Source organism: Paracidovorax anthurii, assembly GCF_003269065.1.
GTDB lineage: Bacteria > Pseudomonadota > Gammaproteobacteria > Burkholderiales > Burkholderiaceae_C > Paracidovorax > Paracidovorax anthurii.
Window position 1 is genome coordinate 1 of sequence record NZ_QLTA01000097.1, and the last position, 7823, is coordinate 7823.

The 7823-nt window shown below is 55.5% G+C and carries 4 protein-coding genes and 6 pseudogenes; 2 read left to right on the forward strand and 8 right to left on the reverse strand.

Annotated elements, in window-relative coordinates; genetic code table 11:
* Positions 1-235: hypothetical protein (locus AX018_RS25550; RefSeq protein ID WP_211322524.1), on the forward strand; the 235-nt coding region annotated here is incomplete at its 5' end.
* Positions 236-417: 182 nt separating this feature from the next.
* Here AX018_RS25550 and AX018_RS23875 read toward each other — a convergent pair.
* The 7 genes and pseudogenes from AX018_RS23875 to AX018_RS23905 form a co-directional block, all read right to left on the reverse strand.
* A pseudogene (locus tag AX018_RS23875) lies at positions 418-1266 on the reverse strand (IS3 family transposase); the annotation flags it as partial.
* Between the two features lie 9 nt (positions 1267-1275).
* A pseudogene (locus tag AX018_RS23880) lies at positions 1276-2439 on the reverse strand (IS30 family transposase).
* 317 nt (positions 2440-2756) lie between these two features.
* Positions 2757-3695, reverse strand: a pseudogene (locus AX018_RS23885) (IS30 family transposase).
* Positions 3696-3846: 151 nt separating this feature from the next.
* A complete protein-coding gene (locus AX018_RS23890) occupies positions 3847-4371 on the reverse strand; it encodes a phosphoribosyltransferase (RefSeq protein WP_111882723.1) in 525 nt (174 codons plus the stop codon).
* A gap of 70 nt (positions 4372-4441) precedes the next feature.
* Positions 4442-5815 carry an adenylosuccinate synthase gene (locus tag AX018_RS23895; protein WP_111882726.1) on the reverse strand — a complete coding sequence of 458 codons (1374 nt, stop codon included), beginning with the start codon at positions 5813-5815 and terminating at the stop codon, positions 4442-4444.
* 26 nt (positions 5816-5841) lie between these two features.
* A complete protein-coding gene (locus AX018_RS23900) occupies positions 5842-6990 on the reverse strand; it encodes an ATP phosphoribosyltransferase regulatory subunit (protein WP_111882729.1) in 1149 nt (382 codons plus the stop codon).
* A gap of 153 nt (positions 6991-7143) precedes the next feature.
* Positions 7144-7413 (reverse strand): annotated as a pseudogene (locus tag AX018_RS23905) (integrase core domain-containing protein); the annotation flags it as partial.
* 71 nt (positions 7414-7484) lie between these two features.
* Here AX018_RS23905 and AX018_RS23910 point away from each other — a divergent pair.
* Positions 7485-7724, forward strand: a pseudogene (locus AX018_RS23910) (transposase); the annotation flags it as partial.
* A gap of 6 nt (positions 7725-7730) precedes the next feature.
* Here AX018_RS23910 and AX018_RS23915 read toward each other — a convergent pair.
* A pseudogene (locus AX018_RS23915) lies at positions 7731-7823 on the reverse strand (IS5/IS1182 family transposase); the annotation flags it as partial.

A 7823-nucleotide genomic window follows, 5' to 3' on the forward strand; every position in this document is an offset into this window, starting at 1 on the left:
AACCTTCGTTGCAGCCGCCCCAATCAGCGAAGCCTTGAATCATACACCAGTTTTTAACACCAGCACAACTCGCAGCAGAAAGAATTCTCTTCTCTTTCAACCCACCAACCTCGCCACCGCAGCACATCATCCCGAAGGAATCACGCTTTTGAGTAGCGAAGCCAAGAAGTATAACAGCAGTCTTGCACATTCAGCTTTGAAGCCCCCTAAGATTTCAGAGCCAATCAGAAATTGAAGTTGCCCCGCTTTCGTGGGCGCCTGTCCTCAATGAAAAAAGAGTCCGGAAATGCCCATGAAGCCACCTCGAATTCTTGATCCAGCCGGGCAAACCCACGCAGAACGCCTATGTGTGGTTGCCCCTGAAAACCGGAGTGCGTAGCCCGATCATAAAGCGGCAGATTTGCGCTGCGCCACCAGCTAGTGTTGTTCGAACTGCATCGGGCTGAGGTAGCCCAAAGCCGAATGTAGCCGCGAGTGGTTGTAGAAGGCGATCCAGTCCATGATGGCCTGTCGTGCCTGCTCGCGGGGGAAAGCGCTGGCCGTGGACACAGACCGTCTTCAGACGTCCCCACAGGCTCTCGGTGGGGGCATTGGCCCAGCAATCGCCCTTGCGCGACATCGAGCTGCATATGCCCACGCCATCAGTGCGTCCTGGAATTGCTGGCTGCAATGCTGGCTACCCCTGTCGCTGTGAAAGACCAGGCCATCAGCAACGCACATTGCCCAGGCATGTGCGGCTGCAGGCTCCAGCCGACCACCTGACGACTGTGCAGGTCCATCACGGCGACCAAGTACAGCCCCCCTCGTCGGTGGCGATGTAAGTGATGTCGCCGCTCCACAGCACATTGGGCGCTGTCAGCGTGAACCGGCGCTGCACCAGATCGGGCGCCACCGGCAAACGGTGTGCGCTGTCGGTGGTCACCACGAACTTGCGCTTGCCCTTGGCCCGGATACCGTGTTGCGGCATCAGCTAGCGCACCCGTTCCTTGCCACACGCATGCCGCGGGCCAACAGTTCTCTGTGCATGCGCGGCCAGCCATACTCCCCACGCAGCTGCTGCAGGTAAATCGCTCGGATGTGGACCCGCAAGGCCTCGTTGCTGTGCAGCCCGCGACGGTCCTGGCCTGAACTGTGCTTCGCAGCATCCCAGCGGAAATATCCACTGGCGCTGACCTGCAAAACCTCGCACATCCGCGTGACTGGCCAACACCCCTTCATCGAGAAAATCCAGGCGTACCTTGCAGCACGTCCTGCGCAAAGTACGCCGCCTTGGATTCAACCCGTCGCTGCAACGGCGCGCTGAAGTCTACTGGCAGGCGTTTCATAGCCCAGCGTCTTTCGTGGTCGCGTGTTCAAACGCATGGAGATCGCGTCCAAATCTGCCTGGCTGTAGACCGAAAGATCCGCGCCCTTTGGCAGGTACTGACGCACCAGCCCGTTGGTGTTCTCGTTCGTTCCTCGCTGCCACGGGCTTCGTGGATTGCAGAAGAATACATCGACATCAGTGGCCACGGAGAACGTTCGGTGCTGGGCCAATTCCATGCCTCGATCCCAGGTCAGTGATTTCATCAGGCCATCAGGGAGCCGCTTCACCTCACGAGTCAATGCCTGCACCACGCTGGCCGTGTCTTTGCCATCGACCTGAACTAGCAGTGCGAAGCGGGAATGACGCTCCACCAACGTTGCAATGTGACTGTTCTTTGCCCCAGTGACCAGGTCGCCCTCCCAATGCCCAGGGACAGCACGATCTTCGACTTGCGCTGGACGTTCGCGGATTGAGATCGCGTCAGTGATCTGTCCACGAGGCGACTCCTTGCCCAAGCCGGCGCGAGCTCGCCGCATGGAGCAGCGAGTACGAAGATGCGCCATCAACTCCTTCTTCAGCACCCCACGGGCTTGGATGAAGAGGCTACGATAGATCGCCTCGTGCGACACCTGCATGCAGGCAGCAGTATCTGGGTGTTCTCGTCGCAGCCATCCAGCGATCTGTTGTGGCGACCACTGCAGAGCCAGCTTCTCGGCCACAAGCTGAGCCATTTCAGGACTGCGCGCCAGCGCGCAGGATTGGGGTCGGCGTGCTTGGTCCCTTGCCCGCTCATCGGCGGTCATCGCACGATACCGCCCCGCACCTCCATTTCGATGAACCTCGCGGCTGACTGTTGAAGGTGCGCGGTCAAGGTCGGCTGCGATCTGCCTGCATGAATGACCGGCCGCCAGGCCGCGCGAGATCTGTTCACGCTCGCGCGTCGTCAAGGCCGAAGCCGCACGTTTGGGCTCTGGACGCTAGATGTCACCGCCCAGCGCGAGCACTCCATGCACCGACCCAGGATTTTTGAACAACGCACGACCGATATCGATGATCGAGTCACCAGTCTTCCAACGATCCCACAACTCTCGCCGCTGTGCATCCGACAGCCCGGGACGCCCCAATCTCGCCATGAATTCCCACCTCGCGGCATCCTTGTACCAAAGGTGTTGCAGCGACGGGTTGAATCCAAGGCGGCGTACTTTGCGATGTCCCTCTTCATCATGATCGTCGGTGCTGTCGCCTTGCCTTCAGGGGTCACAGCCAACTGGCCCTTCGCATCGGCCCAGACCCAGTTCGTCAAATCTGAGGCAGGTACTTCACATCCACGTGCACATAGCCTGGTTCGTAGCTATTGAAAGCCTTGTGAGCAGCTTGTGGCTCCTGGGGCGTTGAGGGCGTTGAGGGCGGTCTCAAATCCGAAATGCAACACCCGACATTCGTTGATTGATCAGTGGATCGTCGCGTCGTGCTTCTCGACCATACCTCGCACGGCATCGTGCATGGCCTGAATGGGGCTGTGCCAATCGAGTGTGGCGCGTGGTCTGTTGTTCAACAGGTCGGCGATGGAGTCCAGCCGCTCCTGGCTGTAGACCGACAGGTCCGTGCCTTTGAGCAGGAACTGTCGCAGCAGTCCATTGATGTTCTCGCAGGTGCCGCGCTGCCAGGGGCTGTGCGGATCGCGGAAGTAAACACGCATGTTGGTGTCGCGTGCCAACTCGCGGCGCCGGGCCATCTCACGTCCTTGGTCGTAGGCCAGTGTCTGGCGCTGCGGCGAAGTGATCTGGTGCAGCTTGGCCGTAAAGCCCGCCAGCGCCAATTCGGCCGTGGCGTCCAGCATGCGCGCCAGCAGCACCAGCCGCGTGCTGCGCTCGACCAGCACGCCCACCGCAGACTTTTTGCCGGCGCCCTTGATCAGGTCACCCTCCCTGTGGCCCGGCATCAGCCGGTCATCGACCTCGGGCGGGCGCACGTGGATGCTGACCATCTCGGGAATTTGGCCGCGCCGGTCCTGGCCCGCAGAGCGCGGCCGACGGGTACTGCGGCCTTGGCGCAGGCAGGCCAGCAAGACCTTACGCAACTCGCCCTTGGGATGCGCGTAGATGGCGTTGTAGATCGTCTCGTGCGAGACGTGCAGTTCGGTTTGCTCAGGCCACATGCGTTTGAGTGTCCATGCGATCTGCTGCGGCGACTAATACCAGCCCAGCATGTGCACCACCAGCGGCCACAGCGGGCCATCGGCATCGAGCTTGGCTGCAACTCAAGCTGCCAACCGCCGGACCATGCACGCTTGCTGCGCGGCCTTCCAGTTGTATCCGTGGCTGATGGTTGGCGACTTCCGGCTCAGGCTCGCGGCACTTCGCCTGAGCGCATTTCCTATGCAGCGCAGACCCTACCCCTGCGCCCTTAGCGTCTGCAGCATCACCCGCTCTTCAGGCTGCAACTGCTGGAGTCTTCTCGTCATCTTCACACCCTACCTCATGGGCCGGTGTTGCATTTCAAATTTGAGACCGCCTGTCCTCTTCGAGATCATTCAAGGCTCACACCGTCCACTTTTCCATCAACTTTTCGGGAGTCAGTTGATCGTACCCCTCAAAAGGCTGGTGAATCCACGGATTGGTCGGCAAGAACTCCACAGAGTAGTCCGGCTCGAAGGTAGAGATGGCTTTTGTCCAGATCACAGCGCTACGCAACTCTGTAATAGGCGAGTACCTCGTCTTGAGAAGTGAGATAACAGCACTCAAGGTATACCCAGAGTCAGACAGGTCATCAACGAGCAACACTCGTCCTGCAATCTCTCCTTTAGGAGTCGTAATAAATCGGGCGATGTCTAGGTGTCCCTGTATAGTTCCGGCTTCAGCTCGATAGGAACTAGTGGACATAATCGCCAATGGCTTCTCGAAGATACGACTAAGGATATCCCCTGGCCTGAGCCCTCCCCTAGCTAGACATAGGATGGTGTCAAACTTCCATCCAGATTGATGAACCTTCAAAGCCAGCTTCTCAATGAGACTGTGATATTCATCATAACTCACATAGAGATGCTTACCATCCTCCGTCAACATGAGCACAAAACTCCTAATTGCATTTCCACAAACACCATCAGACACACTGCCTCATCAAGAAAACTCGCCATCAGGCTACGTATGGATGATGCATCATGATCGTGTGATCTCTGTCAGGACTAGTAGAAATCATGGCAATAGGGACACCAGTTACCTGCTCAATTCGCTCTAAATACTGACGAGCGTTAGAAGGCAGATCCGCATATCTTGTCACCCCTACCGTTGACTCACTCCACCCCGCCATGCTTTCATATATTGGAATACAACGAGCAATCTCCTCGGCTCCCATTGGCAAAATATCAACGATCCGTTCATCAAGTTTATAAGCCGTACAAAGCCTCAACTCTTCAAGACCATCCAATACATCTAGCTTCGTGATGCACAATCCGCTTAAACCATTAACCTGAGCACTGCGCTTTAACAAAGCAGCATCGAACCATCCGCACCGACGACTCCTACCTGTTGTCACACCCTTTTCTGCACCAACAGTGCTCATGTGATAACCAGGAGTACCTGGAGTTTCCCATTCCAACTCGGTGGGAAATGGCCCTCCTCCAACTCGAGTGCAGTAAGCCTTTGTAATACCAAGGATGTAGTGCAGCATACTGGGGCCAACACCAGCTCCCGCAGCGGCATTGCCAGCAACGCAATTACTAGACGTGACATAGGGATACGTCCCATGATCTACATCGAGCAATGTACCTTGCGCCCCTTCAAACAGCAAATTGGCACCATCATTGTGTGCCTGGTTCAGTTCATATGAAACATCGGAGATCATGGGCAATAGCGCCTTTGCATGCCCCATTGCCTCTTCGTACACTGCCTCAAACTGAATTTCACCGTCCTTCAAATAAGGGTGAAGCGCAATCCCAAATTGAAATGAAGTAGAGTTCAAGAATGTCTTGAGTACATGATTATGCAATCTCAGTAGCTCACGAAGCTTGCTGGCAAAGCGCTCCGGGTGCTTGAGATCCTGAACACGAAGGGCTCGCCTAGCAACCTTGTCTTCGTATGCAGGGCCAATCCCACGCCCCGTTGTACCAATTTTCTCTGCTCCACCATGCTCTCGGGCGGCTTCTCGAGCAACGTCCAATGCAGCGTGAAACGGCAGTATCAGTGGGCAGGCCTCACTTATACGCAAACGCGATCGAACTTCAACGCCCGCCCCTTCAAGACCTTCGATCTCTTCCAGGAGCTTCGACGCCGATAAAACAACGCCATTACCGATATAACATTTGACACCAGGGCGCATAATTCCGCTTGGGATCAAATGCAAGGCAGTCTTAACACCATTTATGACGAGTGTATGGCCTGCGTTATGCCCACCTTGAAAACGCACCACACCTTGAGCACTCTCAGTGAGCCAGTCGACAAGTTTACCCTTGCCTTCATCCCCCCACTGAGTTCCCACAACAACGACATTCCGACCTTTAGTAACTTTCATGCAAGACCTGCTTCAATTTAATTTATTTAAAGGGGCCGCAAGACCCACCGGCCTTGATCACACACCAACTCTCGGTCACAGTGAAACTCATCCATTTCACTTTCATGACCTGGCAATATACAGACCACGGTTTCTCCAGAGTTCCGAAGAGCAGATATGGCTTCATTGGCTTCTTTAGTACTCACCCATGGTGCTCTTATTGCAGCCTTGAGTGCACGCGAAGGAATCACTTCCACCAATTGCTTCACATCCAGACTGAACCCAGCAGCAGGCCTTATACGCCCATACACCGCTCCAACTTCATCATATCGCCCACCACGAACAATGGCCTCATTTACGCCTTTTGCATAAATCGTAAATCTCGCCCCACTATAATACGAGTATCCACGCAGATCCACCAAATCAAACGACACTTCATACTTTTTCAAATGCGACGCAATAGTTCTCAAGCTAGCAAGAACAGGTTGCATATCGGACAACTGACCCAGAACCTCCTCCGCCTCATCCAATACAGCCTCATCTCCATACAACTGCAAAAGTGACATTAGTATGTCACGCACATTAGATGGAAGCTCTGCAGAAACATCTGCCAAATCAGAAGAATCTTTGGCCGCCAATGCAGCATATATCCTTCTCGCCGTAAGATTGTCAGCCGAGACAGACCTCAGCAAGGTTCGAACGATACGTACATCCGATAAGTCAACACGGATTCCTTGAACACCAGCCATCGTTAAACAATCCAACGCCAACATGACTGATTCGAGATCGGCCTCTATTCCAGAGTGCCCATAAATCTCGGCCCCAAATTGCAAGGGTTCTCGAGTGGCTCGCGGACGATCTGGGCGGGCATGCAACACAGAACCGCAATAGCAAAGACGGGTAACACCCGATCGATTCAAAAGGTGTGCATCGATTCTCGCTACCTGCTGGGTCATGTCTGCGCGTAAACCCATTGACCGCCCAGAAAGTTGATCAACCAACTTAAAAGTCTGCAAATCAAGTGCCTCGCCCGCCCCCGTCAGCAGCGACGCCAAATGTTCCAGCATAGGCGGCATGACCAACTCGTAGCCATAGCTTCGCGATGTATCGATGAGCCCTCGACGCAGTTCTTCGATGTGCCTAGCCTCAGAGGGCAGGACATCGGCAATGTGATCCGGAAGGATCCAAGCAGACATGGGGAAGCAGAGACTGTTAAAACCATGATTCTACCGGGCTACCACATTGCATCGTCCCAGCACCCGTGAAGGTGATGTTGCCCTCGTATTCCCGGCCCCCGCAGTAGTTTGCCTCGGCTTCTGACGACGGGATATATCTGATGGGTTTGAGCAGGTTTCGCATCCTGGACGATCATATGGCCGCTTGTGGAACAGATCCGGGTGCTCCTGGCACCACTCTTTCATGACCCGCATAGGCGCCTTGCTGCCCAGTGCTGACTGCGGTAACTGGTGGTTGTACAGGGCCACATAGCGCAGCAAGGTCTGCTCCATGTTCCGGTGGGTCTTCAGAACGTCCGCCATACGGCCATTGAACCGCTCTACCATGCCGTTGGTTCTCGGGGTCCTGGGTCTGGTAAGCCGGTGCTCAATGCCCAGTTCTTGAGAACGTGTTCACGATCTTTGATAGCACATAGACAATTGCAGGCTGCGAAGCAAAAAAATACGCCAGCGACATGAGCCGCGAGCGATTCAAGATCATTGAGCCATTGCTGGAGAGTGCACGCAAGAAGACCAAACCCCGCACCGTTGAGTTGTATGAGGTGTGGTGCGCGATGCTGTACCTGCTGCGCCTGGGCTGCCAATGGCGGGCGCTGCCCAGTGACTTCCCCAATTGGCGCACCGTGCATTCGTACTTCGCCAAATGGAGCCAGCCCGATGAACAGGGCATTAGCCTGCTGGATCGGGCATTAAGAACGTGTTTACGATCTTCTGAGTAGCAGAGCCAGAAACGCCAAGTGGACGAACTGTAAGCTGGTGTTGAGCCATCGCTCACAGTTCTTCCATAGCCGCCG